Source organism: Enterobacter sp. 148H3, assembly GCF_034107425.1.
Lineage (GTDB): Bacteria > Pseudomonadota > Gammaproteobacteria > Enterobacterales > Enterobacteriaceae > Enterobacter > Enterobacter vonholyi.
This window is the reverse complement of record NZ_JAWNEI010000011.1, coordinates 1-19,810: the sequence shown is the minus strand read 5'-3', so window position 1 is coordinate 19,810 and position 19,810 is coordinate 1. Positions and strand designations below refer to the sequence as shown.

23 protein-coding genes are annotated in these 19,810 nt (G+C 55.0%); 16 read left to right on the top strand and 7 right to left on the bottom strand.

All coding sequences use genetic code 11. From position 1 onward, the window contains the following. Positions 1–8: 8 nt before the first annotated feature. Both pabA and argD read left to right on the top strand, forming a co-directional pair. The gene (gene pabA / locus USH94_RS16345) at positions 9–572 is read left to right on the top strand and encodes an aminodeoxychorismate synthase component 2 (RefSeq protein WP_111963783.1); all 564 of its coding nucleotides are present in this window, start codon (positions 9–11) and stop codon (positions 570–572) included. An 86-nt stretch (positions 573–658) separates the two neighbouring features. Continuing rightward, the gene (gene argD / locus USH94_RS16340; RefSeq protein WP_181574017.1) at positions 659–1,879 is read left to right on the top strand and encodes a bifunctional acetylornithine/succinyldiaminopimelate transaminase; all 1,221 of its coding nucleotides are present in this window, start codon (positions 659–661) and stop codon (positions 1,877–1,879) included. On the opposite strand, the gene USH94_RS16335 is transcribed toward argD, so the two are convergent. Together USH94_RS16335 and crp are read right to left on the bottom strand one after the other, a co-directional pair. Then, on the bottom strand, positions 1,876–3,963 hold the full coding sequence (locus USH94_RS16335) for a YccS/YhfK family putative transporter (RefSeq protein ID WP_111963785.1): 2,088 nt from the start codon (positions 3,961–3,963) through the stop codon (positions 1,876–1,878). The two genes, argD and USH94_RS16335, sit on opposite strands and share 4 nt — an antisense overlap. A gap of 57 nt (positions 3,964–4,020) precedes the next feature. After that, a complete protein-coding gene (gene crp / locus USH94_RS16330; protein ID WP_000242758.1) occupies positions 4,021–4,653 on the bottom strand; it encodes a cAMP-activated global transcriptional regulator CRP in 633 nt (210 codons plus the stop codon). Between the two features lie 311 nt (positions 4,654–4,964). Between crp and USH94_RS16325 the strand changes: the two genes are divergently transcribed. Continuing rightward, positions 4,965–5,369, top strand: coding sequence for an OsmC family protein (locus USH94_RS16325; protein WP_008503018.1), 405 nt, complete (start codon positions 4,965–4,967; stop codon positions 5,367–5,369). Positions 5,370–5,435: 66 nt separating this feature from the next. Here USH94_RS16325 and USH94_RS16320 read toward each other — a convergent pair whose 3' ends face one another. From USH94_RS16320 to USH94_RS16305, 4 genes are all read right to left on the bottom strand, one after another. After that, complete coding sequence (locus USH94_RS16320; protein WP_008503017.1) at positions 5,436–6,305, bottom strand: phosphoribulokinase; 870 nt, start codon at positions 6,303–6,305, stop codon at positions 5,436–5,438. Between the two features lie 30 nt (positions 6,306–6,335). Then, on the bottom strand, positions 6,336–6,554 hold the full coding sequence (locus USH94_RS16315) for a YheU family protein (protein ID WP_008503016.1): 219 nt from the start codon (positions 6,552–6,554) through the stop codon (positions 6,336–6,338). After that, complete coding sequence (locus USH94_RS16310) at positions 6,551–7,573, bottom strand: hydrolase (protein ID WP_111963786.1); 1,023 nt, start codon at positions 7,571–7,573, stop codon at positions 6,551–6,553. The genes USH94_RS16315 and USH94_RS16310 overlap by 4 nt, the downstream gene beginning before the upstream one ends. A gap of 112 nt (positions 7,574–7,685) precedes the next feature. Beyond that, positions 7,686–9,590 (bottom strand): ABC transporter ATP-binding protein, encoded by a 1,905-nt coding sequence (locus USH94_RS16305; protein WP_111963787.1) that lies wholly within the window; start codon positions 9,588–9,590, stop codon positions 7,686–7,688. 135 nt (positions 9,591–9,725) lie between these two features. Between USH94_RS16305 and kefG the strand changes: the two genes are divergently transcribed. The 4 genes from kefG to slyD all read left to right on the top strand — a co-directional run bounded on the left by kefG (position 9,726) and on the right by slyD (position 12,984). Continuing rightward, the gene (kefG, locus tag USH94_RS16300) at positions 9,726–10,280 is read left to right on the top strand and encodes a glutathione-regulated potassium-efflux system ancillary protein KefG (protein ID WP_021242220.1); all 555 of its coding nucleotides are present in this window, start codon (positions 9,726–9,728) and stop codon (positions 10,278–10,280) included. After that, entirely contained in the window at positions 10,280–12,085 is a 1,806-nt protein-coding gene (gene kefB / locus USH94_RS16295; RefSeq protein WP_111963788.1) for a glutathione-regulated potassium-efflux system protein KefB, read from the top strand. Before kefG ends, kefB begins: the two co-directional genes overlap by 1 nt. A 13-nt stretch (positions 12,086–12,098) precedes the next feature. Continuing rightward, positions 12,099–12,299, top strand: a complete 201-nt coding sequence (locus tag USH94_RS16290) for a YheV family putative zinc ribbon protein (RefSeq protein ID WP_010436300.1) — start codon at positions 12,099–12,101, stop codon at positions 12,297–12,299. Positions 12,300–12,393: 94 nt separating this feature from the next. After that, a complete protein-coding gene (gene slyD, locus USH94_RS16285; RefSeq protein ID WP_008503010.1) occupies positions 12,394–12,984 on the top strand; it encodes a peptidylprolyl isomerase in 591 nt (196 codons plus the stop codon). 51 nt (positions 12,985–13,035) lie between these two features. On the opposite strand, the gene USH94_RS16280 is transcribed toward slyD, so the two are convergent. Then, positions 13,036–13,254, bottom strand: coding sequence for a protein SlyX (locus USH94_RS16280; protein ID WP_008503009.1), 219 nt, complete (start codon positions 13,252–13,254; stop codon positions 13,036–13,038). A gap of 238 nt (positions 13,255–13,492) precedes the next feature. Here USH94_RS16280 and fkpA point away from each other — a divergent pair, with 238 nt between their 5' ends. From fkpA to USH94_RS16235, 9 genes are all read left to right on the top strand, one after another. Next, positions 13,493–14,314, top strand: a complete 822-nt coding sequence (gene fkpA / locus USH94_RS16275; RefSeq protein ID WP_111963789.1) for an FKBP-type peptidyl-prolyl cis-trans isomerase — start codon at positions 13,493–13,495, stop codon at positions 14,312–14,314. Between the two features lie 165 nt (positions 14,315–14,479). Beyond that, a complete protein-coding gene (locus USH94_RS16270; RefSeq protein WP_003861697.1) occupies positions 14,480–15,202 on the top strand; it encodes a transcriptional regulator in 723 nt (240 codons plus the stop codon). Continuing rightward, positions 15,202–15,588 (top strand): sulfurtransferase complex subunit TusD, encoded by a 387-nt coding sequence (gene tusD, locus USH94_RS16265; protein WP_111963790.1) that lies wholly within the window; start codon positions 15,202–15,204, stop codon positions 15,586–15,588. Before USH94_RS16270 ends, tusD begins: the two co-directional genes overlap by 1 nt. Next, the gene (gene tusC / locus USH94_RS16260) at positions 15,588–15,947 is read left to right on the top strand and encodes a sulfurtransferase complex subunit TusC (RefSeq protein WP_111963791.1); all 360 of its coding nucleotides are present in this window, start codon (positions 15,588–15,590) and stop codon (positions 15,945–15,947) included. The genes tusD and tusC overlap by 1 nt, the downstream gene beginning before the upstream one ends. Positions 15,948–15,954: 7 nt before the next feature. After that, on the top strand, positions 15,955–16,242 hold the full coding sequence (tusB, locus tag USH94_RS16255; protein WP_045909310.1) for a sulfurtransferase complex subunit TusB: 288 nt from the start codon (positions 15,955–15,957) through the stop codon (positions 16,240–16,242). Between the two features lie 124 nt (positions 16,243–16,366). Then, positions 16,367–16,741, top strand: a complete 375-nt coding sequence (gene rpsL / locus USH94_RS16250; RefSeq protein ID WP_000246815.1) for a 30S ribosomal protein S12 — start codon at positions 16,367–16,369, stop codon at positions 16,739–16,741. Between the two features lie 96 nt (positions 16,742–16,837). Next, the gene (gene rpsG, locus USH94_RS16245; RefSeq protein WP_004106370.1) at positions 16,838–17,308 is read left to right on the top strand and encodes a 30S ribosomal protein S7; all 471 of its coding nucleotides are present in this window, start codon (positions 16,838–16,840) and stop codon (positions 17,306–17,308) included. Between the two features lie 96 nt (positions 17,309–17,404). Continuing rightward, on the top strand, positions 17,405–19,519 hold the full coding sequence (gene fusA, locus USH94_RS16240) for an elongation factor G (protein ID WP_008503004.1): 2,115 nt from the start codon (positions 17,405–17,407) through the stop codon (positions 19,517–19,519). 69 nt (positions 19,520–19,588) lie between these two features. Continuing rightward, positions 19,589–19,810, top strand: a 222-nt coding sequence (locus USH94_RS16235) for a GTP-binding protein (protein WP_227502482.1), incomplete at its 3' end; no start/stop codon positions are given.

Sequence of the window (19,810 nt, the reverse complement as noted above, 5' to 3'; positions counted from 1 at the left end):
GAGCCGCCATGATTCTGCTGATTGATAACTACGATTCCTTCACCTGGAACCTTTACCAGTATTTTTGTGAACTGGGTGCAGAGGTGGTTGTTCGCCGTAACGACGAGATCGCTCTCGCCGATATCGAGACGCTGGCGCCGCAGAAAATAGTGATTTCACCCGGCCCCTGCACCCCGTCGGAATCGGGTATTTCGCTGGAGGTTATCCAGCACTATGCCGGCAAGCTGCCGATCCTGGGCGTCTGCCTGGGGCATCAGGCAATTGCCCAGGCGTTTGGTGCCACCATCGTGCGCGCCGTGAAAGTGATGCACGGTAAAACCTCTCCGGTCACCCACGCCGGCACCGGGGTGTTTACGGGGCTCAATAATCCGTTAACCGTGACGCGCTACCATTCCCTGGTCATTGACCCGTCGACGCTGCCCGACTGCTTTGAGGTGACCGCCTGGAGCGATACGCAGGAGATCATGGGGATTCGCCACCGCGAATGGGATCTCGAAGGCGTGCAGTTCCACCCGGAAAGTATCCTCAGCGAGCAGGGGCACGCGCTGCTGGCAAATTTCCTCCATCGCTGAATATCTGTTGCCTTGCTGTGATTTTTTATGCATATTTTGTGATTATATTATCACAATCACTGTGACATAAAATGGATGGTCATGACATGGCAACTGAACAACCAGCAATTACCCGCGCGACATTTGATGAAGTGATCCTGCCGATTTATGCACCGGCTGAATTTATCCCGGTGAAGGGAAAAGGCAGCCGCGTCTGGGATCAGCAGGGTAAAGAGTATGTGGATTTCGCGGGTGGTATTGCGGTCACGGCGCTGGGTCATTGCCATCCCGCGCTGGTGGAGGCGCTGAAAACCCAGGGCGAAACCCTGTGGCACACCAGCAACGTCTTCACCAACGAACCGGCGCTGCGCCTGGGCCGTAAGATCATTGATGCCACGTTTGCCGAGCGCGTGCTGTTTATGAACTCCGGCACCGAAGCCAACGAAACCGCCTTTAAGCTGGCGCGCTACTACGCGACAACGCGCCACAGCCCGTACAAAACCAAAATCATCGCCTTCCACAACGCCTTCCACGGACGCTCCTTCTTTACCGTCTCTGTTGGCGGCCAGCCGAAGTATTCCGACGGGTTTGGCCCAAAACCGGCCGACATCGTCCACGTGCCGTTTAACGATCTGCACGCGGTGAAAGCGGTAATGGACGACCACACCTGCGCAGTTGTTGTCGAGCCGATCCAGGGTGAAGGCGGCGTGACTGCGGCAACCCCGGAATTCCTGAAAGGGCTGCGCGCGCTGTGCGACGAGCATCAGGCGCTGCTGGTCTTTGATGAAGTGCAGTGCGGGATGGGGCGTACCGGCGATCTGTTCGCTTATATGCACTACGGCGTGACGCCGGATATTCTGACCAGCGCCAAAGCGCTTGGCGGTGGTTTCCCGGTGAGTGCGGTCCTGACGACACAGGAGATCGCCTCTGCGTTCCACGTCGGTTCTCACGGCTCCACCTACGGCGGTAACCCGCTGGCGAGCGCCGTGGCGGGTGCCGCGTTCGACATTATCAACACGCCAGAGGTGTTGAACGGCGTTAGCGCGAAGCGCGAGCTGTTTGTGAAACACCTGAAAAAGATTGATGAGCAGTACGACGTGTTCAGCGAGATCCGCGGGATGGGGCTGCTGATTGGCGCCGAGCTTAAGCCGCAGTACAAGGGCCGCGCGCGCGACTTTCTGCACGCCGCCGCTCGCGAAGGGGTGATGGTGCTCAACGCTGGGCCGGACGTCATGCGCTTTGCGCCGTCGCTGGTGGTGGAGGATAAGGACATTGAAGACGGGTTAACCCGGTTTGCCGCGGCGGTTGCGAAGATCGTTAAAGGCTAATATTCGGTTCGTTTCAACCGGCGCGTTAACCAAATGCCGTGATGCGGACGCTGACGCCATGCCACCGACGAAATGGTGTGCATGGTGTTCAGATGCCCCAGAACGCGCTGCAAGTGCTGCTCCAGCGTGCTCATTGGCCCGTGAGTCAACGTCTCCGGCGCTTCCAGAATGTTTGAGTCTCCCGACTCGCCCGGCGCGTCATACTCCAGGCGCTGCTGGCACCTCTGCAACGCAATTTCACATGACTGCAGATAGCGCTGCGCCAGGTCCGGCGTCAGCATCGTGTGCTCGCGCGCCAGCGTGGTCATGGCGTTAATGTGCTCGACGATAAACTGGCTGTGCGTCACCCAGAGCTTCATATCGGCAAGATAGTGCGAGTTAAAGCCTGGCTCCTGCATCGCCTGGTTGAGCGAGTTGAAAAGGGCGTTGTGCGCCTGGTTGACCTTCATGCGCTGATACGCCAGCGGGGACGGCTGCGGGTCGTCGCTCAGGATCAGGCGAATGGCCTGCTGGTCGGCCTCCAGCGCGTCGTGGGCGTTCTGTCTCAGCAGCCCGCTCTGCCATTGCGGCCAGAGCCAGACCATGCCGCCAAAGGCAATCAGGCAGCCGATCAGAGTATCAATCAGCCTGGCGACAATAAACTGTTCGCCATTGAGCGTAAGCAGCTGCAGGGTATATACCGCCGTCACCGTAAAGCCCACCATCGCCCAGCCGTAGTTTTTGCGGATAATTAGATAGCTCACCAGCGTGATCGCCAGCATCCCTGCAAGGGTATAGCCTTCCGGCACGTGGAAGTGCAGCGTCACGCCCGCAATGATCAGTCCGGCCATGGTGCCGCCCGCCCGGTGCAGAATACGCACCCGCGTGGCACCGTAGCCGTTCTGGGTGACAAACAGCACGGTCATTAAGATCCAGTAGGGCTTCGGCAGATGCAGCGCCATGCCCATCAGGCTGGCGGTACTGAGCATCACGCTAATCCTTGCGGCGTTGCGCAGGGCGGAAGATTTAAAAGAAAGATAGCTTTTGAGCGCGGGCAATAACGGCAGCCGTTTTTGCTTATCCGCCATCAGGTCTCGTGGATAAAGCGGACGCTGGGTGCGCAACACCCGGGCGATGCGGCTGAAGTGCCAGGCGGCAAACTGTCCGACCGGGTTATCCGGATGCTGGCGGGCGATTTTCTCCAGCGCGCCGAGCTGTTTATCCATGTTAAAGCGCGTGGGGTAGCGGTGATAGAGAATATCATCGGCCAGCACCCGTAGGCGTGCGGAGACGGACTGCGCGTTCCAGCGGATCACCGCTTCGGCATGGCTGCGCTCGACCAGCTTTTGCACCTCCTGCGGATGATGAAGGCTAACGGAGATATGTTCCTGCAGATCGAGCCCGACCTGGAAGGTGCGCAGCAGCCGTTTGTATTCGTGATTCTTGTTGGCGGCGAGCATGTGTAGCTGCTGATAGCACTGGCTTATGAGATCCACCACCTTCTGCTGGCGCGTCAGCAGCGGCGGTAAGGATTTTTCCGGATCGGTATGCTGGGTGAGCAGGGTGTATTTGGCCTCGCAGTAATCCGCAAGCTGCACATAGAGCAGGCTCAGGGATTCGCGCAGCGGCTGTTCCCGCCACAGCCAGAACCAAAACCAGTTAAACAGCCCGTACCACAGCGTCCCCAGAGCGTAGATCAGCAGCGGCTCCCACACCGGCATATTCCCGGCGAGACTCAGCGTGAAGATGGCCGCAATCAGCGACGCGGGAAGCAGGCGAGCGTGCAGCGAACTGATTTCCGCCGTGACGCCGAGGGTCATCGCCAGCACGGTCAGGATCAGCGGCAGCGGGATATCACGAGCCAGTAAAAGCTGTACGGCGAGGCTACAGCCCGCAAACAGGCAGCCGCCAACGATCAGGCGTTTGAAAAAGCGCTTATGCGGCGTGTCCAGACCGGCGATGTTGCAGCAGGCGGGCACGAGGGAAAACAGCAGGCCTTGTTGAAGATGTCCGAGGATCAGGCCTATGGCCACAGGAAGACACAACACCAGCGTTTGTCGCAGTGCGTAGTTAACTTCCGGGTGATAGATCAGCCTGCGCCACATGGGGAATAGAGACAAAAACGGCGTGACACCTTGCGATGGCACGCCGTTTAAGCGGAATTAACGCGTTCCGTAGACCACGATGGTTTTACCGTGGGCGGAGATCAGGTTTTGATCTTCCAGCATTTTCAGGATACGGCCTACTGTTTCACGGGAGCAACCGACGATCTGACCAATTTCCTGACGGGTAATTTTAATTTGCATGCCGTCCGGGTGGGTCATGGCGTCTGGCTGTTTCGCCAGGTTCAGCAGGGTCTGCGCGATACGACCGGTAACGTCCAGGAAGGCGAGGTTACCCACTTTCTCTGAGGTGACCTGCAGACGGCGCGCCATCTGGGAAGAAAGACGCATCAGGATGTCAGGGTTAACCTGAATCAGCTGACGGAACTTCTTGTAAGAAATTTCAGCCACTTCACATGCTGTCTTTGCTCGAACCCAGGCGCTACGTTCCTGGCCCTCTTCAAACAGGCCCAGTTCACCGATGAAATCGCCCTGGTTCAGATAAGAAAGGATCATCTCTTTCCCTTCTTCATCTTTGATCAGCACTGCCACCGAGCCTTTAACGATGTAATACAACGTTTCCGCTTTTTCACCCTGGTGAATCAGCGTGCTCTTAGATGGGTACTTATGAATGTGGCAATGAGACAAGAACCATTCGAGAGTCGGGTCTGTTTGCGGTTTGCCAAGCACCATGCGCTGTTATCCTCTGTTATAAGCTGTCACCAGAGTCATCAGATGCATCCGGACTCTGGGGTTGCAATCGAATTCTCACCCATACCCTGGGAAGTCGGCTACCGTAACGTTTTGCAGCCAGTAAAGTTTGATGTCCTCTGCATACATGTGTAACGTCAATGTATTACTGTAGCATCCAGAGTGTTTTAGCATAGCTTTCGCCGCGTGTCTCCTGGTGTCTCGCTTCAGCATGATGCAGGTCGCCTTCCATTGCGAGAAATGTAACGCACGCGTAATCTGTCACCAAAAATGCAACGTTGGAGTTTAAGAATATGCAAGCGCGCGTGAAATGGGTTGAAGGTTTAACGTTCCTGGGCGAGTCCGCGTCAGGGCACCAGATTTTAATGGACGGTAACTCCGGCGATAAAGCGCCAAGTCCAATGGAAATGGTGCTGATGGCGGCAGGCGGATGCAGCGCCATTGACGTGGTGTCGATTCTGCAAAAAGGTCGTCATGACGTGACGGATTGTGAGGTTAAACTCACCTCAGAACGTCGTGAAGAGGCGCCACGTCTGTTCACCCATATTAACCTGCACTTTGTGGTCACGGGTAAAGAACTGAAAGACGCGGCGGTCTCGCGTGCGGTGGACCTGTCTGCGGAGAAGTACTGCTCTGTGGCGTTAATGCTGGAGAAAGCGGTAAAAATCACGCATTCGTATGAAGTGATCGAGGCGTGATTCATGGGGCATCGTGCGTGTTGATGCCCTCACCCTAACCCTCTCCCACAGGGAGAGGGAACATGCTCATGCAATCTGTTTCCCTTCCATCAACCGCTCCACCAGCGGCGTCATGATGAGCTCCATCGCCAGCCCCATTTTTCCGCCCGGTACGACCAATGTATTCATGTGAGAAATAAACGAGCCCTGCAGCATCGCCAGCAGCCAGGGGTAATCAATACCTTCAAGATTGCGGAAATGAATAACCACAAAGCTCTCATCCAGGGATGGGATACTTTTGGCGGCAAACGGGTTGGAGGTATCCACAGTCGGCACGCGCTGGAAGTTGATATGGGTGCGGGAGAACTGCGGCGTCAGGAAGTTGATGTAATCTTCCATGGAGCGTACCACCGAGTCCATTACCGCCTCTCGCGAATGGCCACGCTCGCTCATGTCGCGCGTCAGCTTCTGGATCCATTCCAGGTTAACGATAGGGACCACACCGACCAGCAGGTCCACGTGGCGCGCTACGTCGTGTTGCGGGGTGACCACGCCGCCGTGCAATCCTTCGTAAAACAGGACGTCAGTGGGTTCCGGCAGCGGTTGCCATGGGGTAAAAGTTCCCGGCACCTGATTCCAGGGAACGGCTTCATCATAGGTATGCAGATACTTGCGGGACTGCCCTTTGCCGCTCTGACCATACTCGATAAAGGTTTGTTCCAGCAGGCCGAAGTCGTTAGCCTCCGGGCCGAAGTAGCTAATGTGTTTACCCAGATCGCGCGCCTTACGGATGGCCATGTCCATCTCCGGACGCGTGTAGCGGTGAAAGCTGTCGCCCTCGACCTCCGCCGCACGGAGATTTAGCTGGGCGAAAATCTTGCGAAATGCGAGGCTGGTGGTGGTGGTTCCCGCACCACTCGACCCCGTAACGGCTATAACCGGATGTCTGGCAGACATAGCAACTCCCTGACTGAAAAGGGTGGAAGATCAGCCGTGAAACGCGTTGCGGGGCATGATATTGACCGTCTCATGCAGTTCTGACCACACCAGCACCACGTCGCCGCTTTTCAGCTGGCGCTTTACATCGTTGACCTTTTGCTCAAGTGAGCGTTCCTGTTCACCATAATCGGTGCCTTCGCGTAATACAAAGCTTTCAATCAGATTATCGAGCGTTTCGGGAGCCAGATCCTGCCAGGGAATAATCATTTTGCACCGTCCAGATAAGGGGTTAGCCAGTCAGGAATACGCGCCTCAAGCCACATTTTCGGGCGGCGCAGCGTGCCGCCGATAAACCCGACGTGGCCGCCGTGCTCGGTCAACTGATAGTGAACGTTGTCGGGCAGGAATTCCTGCGCGGGGATCGAGTGATGATCCATAAACGGGTCATCTTTGGCATGAATAATCAGCGTTGGCTGCGTGATCTTGCTGAGCAGCGGCATGGCGCTGCACTGACGATAATAGTCAATCGCATCGGCGAAGCCGTGAATTTTCGCGGTGATCAGGTCGTCGAACTCGCGAATGCGGCGCACCTTTTTCAGCTGCCGCAGGCTGACCGGCAGCGTATCCGGGTAGGCCTTCAGTTTACGTGCCGCGTTGGCCTTCAGGAGGTTGAGCAGGTAGCGCTGGTAGACGCGGGAGAAGCCTTTATCCATATGGTAGCTGCACTGCTCGAGCATAAACGGCGCGGAGACAATGACGGCGGCCTCCAGCGGCACGCTTTCGCCCTCTTTGGCCAGCAGACAGGCCAGCATATTGCCGCCCAGCGAGTAGCCCACGGCGGCCGTTGGCACGGTGCCATAATTTTCCCGCAGCCAGTGTAAAAACCACGTCCCGTCTTCTGTTTCACCCGAGTGATAAATGCGTTTCTGACGATTCGGTTCGCCGCTACAGCCGCGAAAATGCATCACCACGCCGAGCCAGCCGCGCGCTTTTGCCGCTTCAATTAGCCCATGGGCATACGGGCTGTGCAGGCTGCCTTCCAGGCCGTGAAAGACCACCAGACGCGGCTTATGGCGAGCCTGTTCCGGCGCTTCGCTCCAGGCGAGATCCAGAAAATCACCGTCTGGCAGGTCAAGCCGTTGCCAGTGCGGGGTGAACTGAACCTTGCGGCGGATCAATCGCGGCAGCATGGTCTGCAAATGGGGATTTGCCACGCCGCGCATAGGCACGAACTCAGTGCTGTCTTCGGCCGCAATGTCGAAGTCTGATGGAATGATTTGGGTCATAAGCGCGATGCTGATTCTTGTCGGAAATTTACGATACTTTCCGAATTGTACCCCGTTTAAGCTGGATTTCCGAACCCGGTACGGATTCTGTTCTTAAAACGGGGTAAACAGGTCAGTCAGCCTGCAGCATCGCTTCCAGCTGTTCCTGCGCGTCGAGCCACGCCATCTCACACTCTTCAAGGCTGGATTTGGTCTTCGCCTGGGTTTGCAGGCAGTCCGTCAGTTCAGCTTTACGGCTCTGGTCATACAGGCCGCTGTCGCCGAGCTTCTCTTCAACATCGGCAAGCGTGGCGTTGAGCTTTTCCATCTCTTTTTCGAGACGGGCAATCTCTTTACGCAGCGGCTGCGTCTGGGTGCGCAGCTCCGCTTCACGGCGTTTCTGGTCTTTACGTGCCTGCGCGCTGTTGGCGTTGTCTTTCGCTGACTCTTCCGGCTGGTTCTCCTGCTTCTGCACGTCCGTCAGCCACTGCTGATAGTCTTCCAGATCGCCATCGAACGGTTCCACTTTGCCATCGTGCACTAAGTAGAGATCGTCCGTGGTGGAGCGAATCAGGTGACGGTCGTGCGAAACCACAACCAGCGCACCTTCGAACTCAATCAGCGCTTCGGTCAGCGCCTGACGCATATCGAGATCCAGGTGGTTGGTCGGTTCATCGAGCAGCAGCAGGTTCGGACGCTGCCAGACGATCAGCGCCAGCACCAGACGGGCTTTTTCGCCCCCGGAGAAGCGCTCGGTGTTTTCAGTGACCTTATCGCCCTGGAAGCCGAAGCCGCCGAGGTAGTCGCGCAGCTTCTGCTCCATCTCCTGCGGCGCCAGACGCGCGAGGTGCTGAATCGGCGATTCATCCGCGCGTAAAAATTCCAGCTGATGCTGGGCGAAGTAACCCAGCTTGATGCCCTTCGCCAGGCCGATTTCACCGCTGGCCGGGCTAAGCTCGCCCGCCAGCAGCTTGATCAGCGTCGATTTACCGGCACCGTTGCGTCCCAGCAGACCAATACGTGAACCCGGCACCAGGTTGAGCTTGATGGAGTCGAGAATAATGCGGTCGGCATAGCCCGCGCTGACTTTTTCCATCTTCAGCAGCGGGTTCGGCAGGCTTTCCGGGGCGCGGAAGCTGAAATGGAACGGGTTGTCGACGTGCGCCGGGGCGATCATCTCCATGCGTTCCAGCATCTTGATGCGGCTCTGGGCCTGCTTCGCTTTTGAGGCTTTGGCCTTGAAGCGATCCACGAAGCTCTGCAGGTGCGCCACGCGCTGCTGCTGGCTTTCGTACATGGACTGCTGCTGGGCAAGGCGCGTCGCGCGCTGGCGCTCGAAGGAGCTGTAGTTGCCGGTGTACTCGAACATCGTTTGCTGTTCGATATGAATGATTTTATCCACCACCGGGTCGAGGAAGTCTCGGTCGTGGGAGATCAGAATCAGAGTGCCCTGATAGCTCTTGAGCCACTTCTCCAGCCAAATAACCGCATCGAGATCGAGGTGGTTAGTCGGTTCATCGAGCAGCAGCAGGTCAGAGCGGCAGATCAGCGCCTGCGCCAGGTTGAGGCGCATTCGCCAGCCGCCGGAGAAGTCGCTGACCGGGCGTTCCAGCTGTTCATTGCTGAAGCCCAGGCCGTGCAGCAGGCTGGAGGCGCGGGAGCGAATGGTCCACGCGTCAATGGCGTCCAGCTTGCCGTGAACGGTGGCAATGGCGTGACCGTCGTTGCGCTCGTTAGCAGAATGAAGTTCCGCTTCGAGCTTGCGGTATTCACGGTCGCCGTCGATAACATAGTCGAGTGCCGGTTCGCTCAGGGCTGGCGTCTCCTGGTTCACCCAGGCGAGTTGCCAGTTTCCCGGGAAGGTAAAGTTACCGCCATCCGCGCTAATCTCGTTTTTCAGCAACGCCAGCAGGGTGGATTTACCACAGCCGTTTTTGCCGACCAGACCCACTTTTTGGCCTGGGTTGATAGTAGCAGTGGCGTTATCCAGCAGGACGCGCACGCCGCGACGAATTTGTAACGAGGAGAAAACAATCATAGAAGCGCCGTATGTTCCGACTATGTTAATTTGTCATTATGATAATGTAAGGTGTGGGCCATTTTCCGCACCGGGCCGTCATGGTAGCCCAAAACAACAACGATACACAAAAACAGAAACAAGACCGGGAGGGGAATGATGTCTCAGACAGCAAAAGTGCTGCTGCTGTATGCCCATCCGGAATCTCAGGACTCGGTGGCAAACCGGGTGCTGCTTAAGCCGGCCACACAGCTCAGTAACGTGACGGTGCACGATCTCTACGCGCACTATCCTGATTTCTTTATTGATATCCCTTACGAGCAGGAACTGCTGCGTCAGCATGACGTGATTGTGTTCCAGCATCCGCTTTATACCTACAGCTGCCCGGCGCTGCTTAAAGAGTGGCTGGACCGCGTGCTGAGCCGGGGTTTCTCCAGCGGGGTAGGGGGCAACCAGCTGGCGGGAAAGTACTGGCGTAGTGTGATTACGACCGGTGAACCAGAAAGCGCTTACCGCCACGACGGGCTGAACCGCTATCCGATGAGCGACATTCTGCGGCCTTTTGAGCTGACGGCGGCCATGTGCCGTATGCACTGGATGAGCCCGATTATTGTCTACTGGGCCCGTCGTCAGGATCCGAAAGAACTGGCCAGCCACGCCAGAGCCTACGGTGAATGGCTGGCGTCACCGATTCCGGCAGGAGGTCGTTAATGGAAGGATCGAATTTGCTCCTCGCCGGGGTGCTGTTTTTGTTTGCGGCCGTCGTCGCGGTGCCGCTTGCTGCACGTATTGGTATCGGTGCGGTACTGGGGTATCTGCTGGCGGGGATCGCGATTGGCCCCTGGGGACTGGGATTCATCAGCGATGTAGATGAAATTCTTCACTTCTCCGAACTGGGCGTGGTGTTCCTGATGTTCATCATCGGCCTTGAGCTCAACCCTTCTAAATTGTGGCAGCTCAGACGCTCTATCTTTGGCGTGGGTGCCGCGCAGGTGTTATTCAGCGCCGCGATTCTGGGTGGCCTGTTAATGCTGACGAATTTCTCCTGGCAGGCGGCGGTGATCGGCGGAATAGGCCTTGCGATGTCGTCGACGGCAATGGCCCTGCAGCTGATGCGCGACAAGGGGATGAACCGCAACGAAGCCGGTCAGCTGGGTTTTTCGGTACTGCTGTTTCAGGATTTAGCGGTGATCCCGGCGCTGGCGTTGGTGCCGCTGCTGGCGGGCTCCGGCGACGACCACTTTGACTGGGCGAAAATTGCCATGAAGGTGCTGGCCTTCGCGGGGATGCTGATTGGCGGACGTTTTCTTTTACGTCCCGTGTTCCGCTTTATTGCCGCGTCGGGCGTGCGCGAGGTCTTTACGGCCGCGACGCTGCTGCTGGTGCTGGGGTCGGCGTTGTTTATGGATGCGCTGGGGCTGTCGATGGCGCTCGGGACCTTTATCGCCGGGGTGCTGCTGGCGGAGAGCGAGTATCGGCACGAGCTGGAAATTGCCATCGATCCCTTCAAAGGGCTGCTGTTAGGCCTGTTCTTTATTTCGGTGGGGATGGCGCTCAACCTTGGCGTGCTCTATACCCATCTGCTGTGGGTTGTGGTGAGCGTAGCCATCCTGGTAGCGGTGAAAACGCTGGTGCTGTACGCCTTGGCGCGCATTTACGGCTTGCGCAGTTCGGAACGCATGCAGTTTGCCAGCGTGTTAAGCCAGGGAGGTGAGTTTGCGTTTGTGCTGTTCTCTACCGCCTCCTCCCAGAAGCTGTTTAAAGACGATCAGATGGCGCTTTTGCTGGTGACGGTCACGCTGTCAATGATGACCACGCCGCTGCTGATGAAGCTGGTGGATAAACTCCTGTCGCGCCGCCTGAACCCGTCAGACGATGAAGACGAAGCGCCGTGGGTGGAAGATGATAAGCCTCAGGTTATCGTGGTGGGCTTTGGCCGCTTCGGACAGGTGATCGGACGTTTGCTGATGGCGAACAAAATGCGCATTACGGTGCTGGAGCGTGATATCAGCGCGGTCAACCTGATGCGCAAATATGGCTATAAGGTTTACTACGGCGATGCGACCCAGCTCGAGCTGCTGCGCTCGGCGGGGGCAGAAGCGGCAGAGTCCATCGTGATTACCTGTAACGACCCGGAAGACACGATGAAGCTGGTGGATCTGTGTCAGCAGCATTTCCCGCATCTGCATATTCTGGCGCGTGCGCGGGGACGTGTTGAAGCTCACGAATTATTGCAGGCGGGTGTGAAACACTTCTCCCGTGAGACGTTCTCCAGTGCGCTGGAGCTGGGGCGCAAGGCGCTGATCTCGCTTGGCATGCATCCGCATCAGGCGCAGCGAGCCCAGATGCACTTCCGCCGGCTGGATATGCGGATGCTGCGCGAGCTGATGCCGGTACATACCGATACGGCGCAGATCTCCCGCGTGCGGGAAGCGCGTCGCGAGCTGGAGGAGATCTTCCAGCGCGAGATGCAGCAGGAAAGACGCCAGCTCGATGGCTGGGATGAATTTGAATAAAGGGTAACGAAAGATGGCTGTACGTAAACGCTTTATCGCGGGTGCAAAATGCCCGACCTGCCAGGCGCAAGATACCCTGGCGATGTGGCGGGAAAATAATATTGATGTTGTTGAGTGTGTTAAGTGCGGTCACCAGATGCGTGAGGCCGACAAAGAGGCCCGCGATCACGTTCGCAAAGAAGAGCAAGTTATCGGCATTTTTCATCCAGACTAGCGATATGCTCTGAGTTTTTTTAAGCTTAAGGGTACACGGGTGCAGATTTCCGCTACAATCTGCGCCAGCAATTTTCCCACGCTCAGGAGATATCATGAAAGTAGCAAAAGACCTGGTGGTCAGCCTGGCCTATCAGGTACGTACAGAAGACGGTGTGTTGGTTGATGAGTCTCCGGTGAGTGCGCCGCTTGACTACCTGCATGGTCACGGTTCCCTGATTTCCGGCCTGGAAAACGCGCTGGAAGGTCATGAAGTTGGCGACAAATTTGACGTTGCTGTAGGCGCGAACGACGCTTACGGTCAGTATGACGACAACCTGGTTCAGCGCGTTCCTAAAGACGTGTTCATGGGCGTTGACGAACTGCAGGTTGGCATGCGCTTCCTGGCTGAAACTGACCAGGGTCCAGTTCCTGTTGAAATCACCGAAGTGGAAGATGACCACGTCGTGGTTGACGGTAACCACATGCTGGCTGGCCAGAACCTGAAGTTTAACGTCGAAGTTGTTGCGATCCGTGAAGCAACCGAAGAAGAGCTGGCTCATGGCCACGTTCACGGTGCGCACGGTCACGACCATGACCACGATCACGGCCACGACGGCTGCTGCGGTGGTCACGGCCACGACCATGGTCATGATCACGGCCACGGTAAAGGTGGTTGCGGTAACGGCGGCTGCGGCTGTCACTAATTCCGCCATGCGGAAAATAAAAAAGCGGGATAATCCCGCTTTTTTTACGCCTCAATAATGAGGAGGTGGCGTCTCTTCTGACTGAGAGGCAATGTTCGACGGCTGCGTAGCCTTCAGCTTTTCCGTCAGCAGGCGCATATGATCCCGCAGTTTTGCCATTTCGAGTTCATGTGCGGTCACGGTCTGGTTTAGCTCTTCGATGGTGATGTCCTGAAAAGCCAGGCGGCTTTCCAGCTCAGCCATTCTCGCTTCTATCGTTGTATCCTTCATCATTCACCTCGTTTGTTTCAGATTCACCATAATGGCACTGCGGCGGCGCAGTTTAACTGAGTTTATCCTTAAGTACAGTCTGCATCCCCTTGGCAGGAAACTTATTTAAACAAAAATAGTCTGAAAAGTGGCGAGAATTGGAAGTGTCTGTCTGTAGATTTCTTCCGCAACGTTTTATAGTACGTAACTCATTTACGTTTAACGCTGGGGTGAGAGTCCCCAGGCCCTGGAGATATGGATGAAATCACTGTTTAAAGTAACGCTGCTGGCGACGACGATGGCTGTTGCGCTGAACGCGCCGCTGTCATTCGCTGCTGATACTGCTGCGAAGCCTGCTGCCACTGCAGACAGCAAAGCGGCGTTCAAAAATGACGACCAGAAATCCGCCTACGCACTTGGCGCATCTCTGGGTCGTTACATGGAAAACTCTCTGAAAGAACAAGAGAAGCTGGGCATCAAACTGGATAAAGCTCAGCTGATAGCGGGCGTTCAGGACGCATTTGCAGATAAGAGCAAGCTGTCTGATCAGGAAATTGAGCAGACTCTGCAGGCGTTCGAAGCGCGTGTGAAGGGCGCCGCGCAGACTAAGATGGACGCGGACGCTAAAGACAACGAAGCGAAAGGCAAAGCCTACCGCGATACCTTCGCTAAAGAGAAGGGTGTGAAAACCTCTTCTACTGGCCTGGTGTACAAAGTTGAGAAAGAAGGCACCGGCGATGCGCCTAAAGACAGCGACACCGTTGTTGTGAACTACAAAGGTACGCTGATCGACGGTAAAGAGTTCGATAACTCTTACACCCGTGGTGAGCCGCTCTCCTTCCGTCTGGATGGTGTGATCCCTGGCTGGACTGAAGGCCTGAAAAACATCAAGAAAGGCGGCAAGATCAAGATGGTCATCCCACCGGATCTGGCCTATGGCAAAACCGGCGTTCCGGGAATCCCAGCTAACTCGACGCTGGTCTTTGACGTAGAGCTGCTGGACATCAAACCGGCACCGAAAGCGGATGCTAAAGCGGACGCACCTGCTGAAGAAAAAGCAGCGACAGACGCTAAGAAGTAATGTGATAAAAACCGCCGCCTTTCAGGCGGCGGTTTTTTTATTGTGGGGCAGATATAATTAACACTGGAAAGCGCTATACACGCTGTATTAATTTAGTTGTCCGTGTAGATAATGAGCCTGCCCTGAAAACCTAACGACAGGCTCCTGAAAAGGAGTGTTTTTTTCATGTCCAGGTCGCTTTTAACCAACGAAACCAGTGAACTTGATTTACTGGATCAACGTCCTTTCGATCAGACCGACTTCGATATTCTGAAATCCTATGAAGCGGTAGTGGACGGGTTAGCGATGCTCATTGGCTCCCACTGCGAAATCGTATTGCACTCCCTGCAAGATCTGAAGTGTTCCGCCATCCGCATTGCAAATGGTGAGCATACTGGCCGTAAAATTGGTTCGCCAATCACCGACCTTGCATTGCGTATGTTGCATGACATGACCGGCGCGGACAGCAGCGTCTCCAAATGCTATTTCACCCGTGCCAAAAGCGGCGTGCTGATGAAATCAGAAACTATCGCGATTCGAAACCGCGAGCATCGTGTGATTGGGCTGCTGTGCATCAACATGAACCTTGATGTGCCTTTCTCGCAGATCATGAGCACCTTTATTCCACCAGAAACGCCGGATGTTGGCTCTTCTGTTAACTTTGCCTCTTCCGTCGAAGATCTCGTCACACAGACGCTTGAGTTCACCATTGAAGAAGTGAATGCCGATCGCAACGTCTCGAACAACGCCAAGAATCGCCAGATCGTGCTCAATCTCTATGAGAAAGGGATTTTTGATATTAAAGACGCCATCAACCAGGTGGCCGATCGTCTGAACATCTCCAAGCACACGGTCTACCTCTATATTCGCCAGTTCAAAAGCGGTGATTTCCTGGGACAAGACAAGTAATGCGTTTTGCGTTAATGGTGACAGGACCTGCGTACGGGACTCAGCAGGCCAGCAGCGCGCTGCAGTTTGCGCATGCGCTGCTGGCGGCCGGACATGAGCTGGCGAGCGTCTTCTTCTATCGGGAAGGGGTGTACAATGCGAACCAGTTTACGTCGCCGGCGAGCGATGAGTTCGATCTGGTGCGCGGCTGGCAGGCATTAAACGAAAAGCAGGGCGTAGAACTGCACATCTGCGTGGCGGCGGCACTGCGCCGCGGCGTAACCGATACAACCGAAGCTGCGCGTCTTGGTTTATCGGGTTCTAACCTGCAGCCCGGTTTTTCGTTAAGTGGTCTGGGCGCGCTGGCACAGGCGGCGTTAACTTGCGACAGAGTGGTGCAATTCTGATGAAGCGCGTGGCATTTGTTTTTAAGTCTGCGCCGCACGGCAGCGCTTCTGGCCGAGAAGGGCTGGATGCGTTACTTGCAACGTCCGCGCTGACCGAAGATATCGGCGTCTTCTTTTTGGGGGACGGGGTGTTTCAGCTTCTGGCTGGGCAACAGCCTCAGGCCATTCTGGCGCGGGATTACATCGCTACCTTTAAAGTGCTGCCGCTGTACGACATCGAAACCCTTTATGTCTGCGCCGATTCGCTGGCCGCTCGCGGTTTGGATGATAAGACGCCTTTCGTGCTGGATGTGACAGTCCTGTCTTCTGCTGCATTGCGCGAACACCTTTCCCACTACGACACCGTTCTGACTTTCTGAGGCTAACATGCTCCATACTCTGAGCCATTCACCGTGGCAATGTGATATCGACGCGTTACTGAGTATGCTGCGCGACGGTGATGACCTGCTGCTGATTCAGGATGGCGTACTTGCTGCACTGGAAGGCAGTCGTTTCGTTGAAATTCTCACGAATGCCCCCATAACAGTCTCTGCGCTGAAGGACGATCTGGATGCGCGGGGTCTTTCTGGTCAAATTTCAGCCAAAATTGACGTGGTTGGCTATACTGATTTCGTCAATCTTACTGTGACGCACGCCAGTCAAATGAACTGGTGATTTGAGATCGCTGTATATTTCTTGACACCTTTTCGACGTAGCCCTAAAATTTCGCGTCCTCATATTGTATGAGGTCGTTTTATTACGTGTTTACGAAGCAAAAGCTAAAACCAGGAGCTATTTAATGGCAACAGTTAACCAGCTGGTACGCAAACCACGTGCACGCAAAGTTGCGAAAAGCAACGTGCCTGCGCTGGAAGCCTGCCCGCAGAAACGTGGCGTATGTACTCGTGTATATACCACCACTCCTAAAAAACCAAACTCCGCACTGCGTAAAGTATGCCGTGTGCGTTTGACTAACGGTTTCGAAGTGACTTCCTACATTGGTGGTGAAGGTCACAACCTGCAGGAGCACTCCGTGATCCTGATCCGTGGCGGTCGTGTTAAAGACCTTCCGGGTGTTCGTTACCACACCGTTCGTGGTGCGCTGGACTGCTCAGGTGTTAAAGACCGTAAGCAGGCTCGCTCCAAGTACGGCGTGAAGCGTCCTAAGGCTTAATGGTTCTCCGTTAAGTAAGGCCAAACTGATTTATCTTAATGTCACACTAAACTCTTTGAGTTTTGGACAATCCTGAATTAACAACGGAGTATTCCCATGCCACGTCGTCGCGTCATTGGTCAGCGTAAAATTCTTCCAGATCCGAAATTCGGATCAGAACTGCTGGCAAAATTTGTAAATATCCTGATGGTAGATGGTAAAAAATCTACTGCAGAAGCAATCGTATACAGCGCGCTTGAGACCCTGGCTCAGCGTTCTGGTAAAAATGAACTGGAAGCTTTCGAAGTCGCTCTCGACAACGTTCGCCCAACTGTAGAAGTTAAGTCCCGCCGCGTTGGTGGTTCTACTTATCAGGTTCCAGTTGAAGTTCGTCCGGTTCGTCGTAATGCCCTGGCAATGCGTTGGATCGTTGAAGCTGCTCGTAAACGCGGTGATAAATCCATGGCTCTGCGTCTGGCGAACGAACTTTCTGATGCTGCAGACAACAAAGGTACTGCAGTTAAGAAACGTGAAGACGTTCACCGTATGGCAGAAGCCAACAAGGCGTTCGCACACTACCGTTGGTAATCCCTTCGGAGTCTTAGTCACCAGGCGGGCGCTTCAGAGAAGCCGCCCGCTCTGGGTAACTTAACTGAACGCCTAAAGATATAAACGAGGAATCAAATGGCTCGTACAACACCCATCGCACGCTACCGTAACATCGGTATCAGTGCGCACATCGACGCCGGTAAAACCACTACTACCGAACGTATTCTGTTCTACACCGGTGTAAACCACAAAATCGGTGAAGTTCATGACGGCGCAGCCACCATGGACTGGATGGAACAGGAGCAGGAGCGTGGTATCACTATCACCTCCGCAGCGACTACTGCATTCTGGTCAGGTATGGCTAAGCAGTACGAACCGCATCGCGTAAACATCATCGACACCCCAGGGCACGTTGACTTCACCATCGAAGTAGAACGTTCCATGCGTGTTCTTGACGGCGCGGTAATGGTTTATTGCGCAGTTGGTGGTGTTCAGCCACAGTCTGAAACCGTATGGCGTCAGGCGAACAAATATAAAGTTCCACGCATCGCGTTCGTTAACAAAATGGACCGTATGGGTGCTAACTTCCTGAAAGTTGTTGGTCAGATCAAAACCCGTCTGGGCGCGAACCCTGTTCCGCTGCAGCTGGCAATTGGTGCTGAAGAAGGCTTCACCGGCGTTATCGACCTGGTGAAAATGAAAGCCATCAACTGGAACGATGCAGACCAGGGCGTTACCTTCGAATACGAAGATATCCCAGCTGCAATGCAGGACCTGGCTGACGAATGGCACCAGAACCTGATCGAATCCGCTGCTGAAGCTTCTGAAGAGCTGATGGAGAAATACCTGGGTGGTGAAGAACTGACTGAAGAAGAGATCAAAAAAGCTCTGCGTCAGCGCGTTCTGAACAACGAAATCATCCTGGTAACCTGTGGTTCTGCGTTCAAGAACAAAGGTGTTCAGGCGATGCTGGATGCGGTAGTTGACTACCTGCCATCCCCGGTTGACGTTCCTGCGATCAACGGCATCCTGGACGACGGTAAAGATACTCCGGCTGAGCGTCACGCAAGCGACGAAGAGCCATTCTCTGCACTGGCGTTCAAAATTGCTACCGACCCATTCGTGGGTAACCTGACCTTCTTCCGCGTTTATTCTGGTGTGGTTAACTCCGGTGACACCATCCTGAACTCCGTGAAAGCGGCGCGTGAGCGTTTTGGCCGTATCGTACAGATGCACGCTAACAAACGTGAAGAGATCAAAGAAGTTCGTGCGGGCGACATCGCTGCAGCTATCGGTCTGAAAGACGTGACCACTGGTGACACCCTGTGTGACCCGGATCACCCGATCATTCTGGAGCGTATGGAATTCCCTGAGCCGGTAATCTCCATCGCAGTTGAACCAAAAACCAAAGCTGACCAGGAAAAAATGGGTCTGGCTCTGGGCCGTCTGGCGAAAGAAGACCCATCATTCCGCGTATGGACTGATGAAGAATCTAACCAGACCATCATCGCTGGTATGGGTGAACTGCACCTGGACATCATCGTTGACCGTATGAAGCGTGAATTCAACGTTGAAGCGAACGTGGGTAAACCTCAGGTTGCTTACCGCGAAGCGATTCGCGCGAAAGTTACCGACATTGAAGGTAAACACGCTAAGCAGTCTGGTGGTCGCGGTCAGTACGGTCACGTTGTGATCGACATGTACCCACTGGAGCCGGGCTCTAACCCGAAAGGTTACGAGTTCATCAACGACATCAAAGGTGGTGTAATTCCTGGCGAATACATCCCTGCCGTTGATAAAGGCATCCAGGAACAGCTGAAAGCGGGCCCTCTGGCTGGCTATCCGGTTGTTGACATGGGTGTTCGTCTGCACTTCGGTTCTTACCACGACGTTGACTCCTCTGAACTGGCGTTTAAACTGGCTGCGTCTATTGCCTTTAAAGAAGGCTTTAAGAAAGCAAAACCAGTTCTGCTTGAGCCAATCATGAAGGTTGAAGTAGAAACTCCTGAAGAGAACACCGGTGACGTTATCGGTGACTTGAGCCGTCGTCGCGGTATGCTGCGTGGTCAGGAATCCGAAGTAACTGGCGTTAAGATCCACGCTGAAGTTCCGCTGTCTGAAATGTTCGGATATGCGACTCAGCTGCGTTCTCTGACCAAAGGTCGTGCATCATACACCATGGAATTCCTGAAGTATGATGATGCGCCTAACAACGTTGCTCAGGCCGTTATTGAAGCCCGTGGTAAGTAATCCACAGGATTAAAACCTAAGTCCCGTGCTCTCTCCAGAGGGGAGAGCACTATAGTAAGGAATATAGCCGTGTCTAAAGAAAAATTTGAACGTACAAAACCGCACGTCAACGTTGGTACTATCGGCCACGTTGACCATGGTAAAACTACCCTGACTGCTGCAATCACTACCGTTCTGGCTAAAACCTACGGTGGTTCTGCTCGTGCATTCGACCAGATCGATAACGCACCAGAAGAAAAAGCTCGTGGTATCACCATCAACACCTCTCACGTTGAGTACGACACCCCGACT

What these genes read in the sequence shown, in the direction of transcription:
- USH94_RS16335 (WP_111963785.1), bottom strand. Translation starts at nt 3,963, where the DNA reads ATGTGGCGCAGGCTGATCTATCACCCGGAAGTTAACTACGCACTGCGA.
- rpsL (WP_000246815.1), top strand. Translation starts at nt 16,367, where the DNA reads ATGGCAACAGTTAACCAGCTGGTACGCAAACCACGTGCACGCAAAGTT.
- USH94_RS16305 (WP_111963787.1), bottom strand. Translation starts at nt 9,590, where the DNA reads ATGATTGTTTTCTCCTCGTTACAAATTCGTCGCGGCGTGCGCGTCCTG.
- USH94_RS16280 (WP_008503009.1), bottom strand. Translation starts at nt 13,254, where the DNA reads ATGAAGGATACAACGATAGAAGCGAGAATGGCTGAGCTGGAAAGCCGC.
- USH94_RS16315 (WP_008503016.1), bottom strand. Translation starts at nt 6,554, where the DNA reads ATGATTATTCCCTGGCAGGATCTGGCTCCCGAAACGCTCGATAATCTG.
- USH94_RS16320 (WP_008503017.1), bottom strand. Translation starts at nt 6,305, where the DNA reads ATGTCTGCCAGACATCCGGTTATAGCCGTTACGGGGTCGAGTGGTGCG.
- argD (WP_181574017.1), top strand. Translation starts at nt 659, where the DNA reads ATGGCAACTGAACAACCAGCAATTACCCGCGCGACATTTGATGAAGTG.
- USH94_RS16290 (WP_010436300.1), top strand. Translation starts at nt 12,099, where the DNA reads ATGGCTGTACGTAAACGCTTTATCGCGGGTGCAAAATGCCCGACCTGC.
- fkpA (WP_111963789.1), top strand. Translation starts at nt 13,493, where the DNA reads ATGAAATCACTGTTTAAAGTAACGCTGCTGGCGACGACGATGGCTGTT.
- tusD (WP_111963790.1), top strand. Translation starts at nt 15,202, where the DNA reads ATGCGTTTTGCGTTAATGGTGACAGGACCTGCGTACGGGACTCAGCAG.
- kefG (WP_021242220.1), top strand. Translation starts at nt 9,726, where the DNA reads ATGATGTCTCAGACAGCAAAAGTGCTGCTGCTGTATGCCCATCCGGAA.
- USH94_RS16310 (WP_111963786.1), bottom strand. Translation starts at nt 7,573, where the DNA reads ATGACCCAAATCATTCCATCAGACTTCGACATTGCGGCCGAAGACAGC.
- tusC (WP_111963791.1), top strand. Translation starts at nt 15,588, where the DNA reads ATGAAGCGCGTGGCATTTGTTTTTAAGTCTGCGCCGCACGGCAGCGCT.
- slyD (WP_008503010.1), top strand. Translation starts at nt 12,394, where the DNA reads ATGAAAGTAGCAAAAGACCTGGTGGTCAGCCTGGCCTATCAGGTACGT.
- USH94_RS16325 (WP_008503018.1), top strand. Translation starts at nt 4,965, where the DNA reads ATGCAAGCGCGCGTGAAATGGGTTGAAGGTTTAACGTTCCTGGGCGAG.
- USH94_RS16270 (WP_003861697.1), top strand. Translation starts at nt 14,480, where the DNA reads ATGTCCAGGTCGCTTTTAACCAACGAAACCAGTGAACTTGATTTACTG.
- pabA (WP_111963783.1), top strand. Translation starts at nt 9, where the DNA reads ATGATTCTGCTGATTGATAACTACGATTCCTTCACCTGGAACCTTTAC.
- kefB (WP_111963788.1), top strand. Translation starts at nt 10,280, where the DNA reads ATGGAAGGATCGAATTTGCTCCTCGCCGGGGTGCTGTTTTTGTTTGCG.
- rpsG (WP_004106370.1), top strand. Translation starts at nt 16,838, where the DNA reads ATGCCACGTCGTCGCGTCATTGGTCAGCGTAAAATTCTTCCAGATCCG.
- crp (WP_000242758.1), bottom strand. Translation starts at nt 4,653, where the DNA reads ATGGTGCTTGGCAAACCGCAAACAGACCCGACTCTCGAATGGTTCTTG.
- tusB (WP_045909310.1), top strand. Translation starts at nt 15,955, where the DNA reads ATGCTCCATACTCTGAGCCATTCACCGTGGCAATGTGATATCGACGCG.
- fusA (WP_008503004.1), top strand. Translation starts at nt 17,405, where the DNA reads ATGGCTCGTACAACACCCATCGCACGCTACCGTAACATCGGTATCAGT.